This is a genomic window from Paraburkholderia sp. BL25I1N1, from assembly GCF_003002025.1.
GTDB lineage: Bacteria > Pseudomonadota > Gammaproteobacteria > Burkholderiales > Burkholderiaceae > Paraburkholderia.
Map to the genome: position 1 here is coordinate 1 of NZ_PVZB01000077.1, position 1,502 is coordinate 1,502.

Annotated in this window: 2 protein-coding genes; both read right to left on the minus strand. The window is 62.3% G+C overall.

All coding sequences use genetic code 11. The features are described from left to right. A partial coding sequence (locus B0G73_RS39920) for an electron transfer flavoprotein subunit alpha/FixB family protein (RefSeq protein ID WP_106286498.1) occupies nt 1–903 on the minus strand: 903 nt, incomplete at its 3' end. 14 nt (nt 904–917) lie between these two features. After that, nucleotides 918–1,502, minus strand: a 585-nt coding sequence (locus tag B0G73_RS39925; RefSeq protein ID WP_106286499.1) for an electron transfer flavoprotein subunit beta/FixA family protein, incomplete at its 5' end; no start/stop codon positions are given.

The following is a 1,502-nucleotide window of genomic DNA, read 5'->3' on the forward strand; positions in this document are numbered from 1 at the left end:
CGTGAACAGATCGCCCACCAGTCCGTAATCGGCGACGCTGAAGATCGGCGCTTCTTCGTCTTTATTGATCGCAACGATCACCTTGCTGTCTTTCATCCCGGCCAGATGCTGGATCGCGCCCGAGATGCCGACGGCGATGTACAGCTGCGGCGCGACGATCTTGCCGGTTTGACCGACCTGATAGTCGTTCGGTACGAAGCCCGCGTCGACCGCGGCACGCGATGCGCCGAGTGCTGCATTCAGTTTGTCCGCCAGCGGTTCGAGGACCTTCGTGTAGTTCTCGCCGTTGCCCAGGCCGCGGCCGCCCGAGACGATGACCTTCGCCGACGTCAGTTCCGGACGGTCCAGCTTCGTCACTTCGCGGTTCACGAAGGACGAGATACCGCTGTCCGCCGCTGCTTCGATTTTCTCGACCGTTGCGCTGCCGCCAACGGCCGCGACTGCATCGAAACCCGTCGTGCGGACCGTGATGACCTTGATCGGGTCAGCCGATTGCACGGTTGCGATGGCGTTGCCGGCGTAGATCGGACGCTCGAACGTGTCCGGACTGTCCACTGCCGTGATGTCGCTGATCTGTGCGACATCGAGCTTTGCTGCGATACGCGGCGTGATGTTCTTGCCGTAGGCGGTTGCCGGCGCGAGGATGTGCGAATAGTCCTTCGCGATATTCAGCACCGTCGCTTCAATGTTTTCCGCGAGGCCTGCTTCGAGTTGCGGCGCGTCGGCCAGCAGTACTTTGCTCACGCCTGCGATCTTCGCTGCCGCATCCGCCGCGGCTTGCGCGTTGTGCCCTGCCACCAGCACGTGAATGTCGCCACCAATCTTCTGGGCCGCTGCGATCGTGTTCAGCGTCGCGGCCTTGATCGATGCGTTGTCGTGTTCTGCTATTACCAGATTCGTCATTTGCCCTGTCTCCCTCACAGCACCTTGGCTTCGGTCTTCAGCTTCTCGACCAGCGTCTTCACATCCGGCACCTTCACACCGGCGGAGCGCTTGGGCGGCTCGACAACCTTCAGCGTCTTCAGGCGCGGCGTGACATCAACGCCGAGGTCTTCCGGCTTGAGGACTTCCAGCGGCTTTTTCTTCGCCTTCATGATGTTCGGCAGCGTGACATAGCGCGGCTCGTTCAGGCGCAGGTCGGTCGTGACGACAGCGGGCAGCGTCAGCGACAGCGTTTCCGCGCCGCCATCCACTTCGCGCGAAACGGTTGCCTTGCCGTCAGCAACAACCACCTTCGATGCAAACGTGGCTTGCGGCAAACCAGCCAGCGCGGCGAGCATCTGGCCGGTCTGGTTCGAATCGTCGTCGATAGCCTGCTTGCCGAGAATGACCAGCGAAGGCTGCTCCTTGTCAACCAGCGCCTTCAGCAGCTTGGCCACGGCCAGCGGCTGCAGTTCCTGCGAAGACTCGATCAGGATCGCGCGATCCGCTCCGATCGCCAGCGCCGTGCGCAGCGTTTCCTGCGATTGCGTCACGCCCGCCGACACGGCGATCACTTCCGT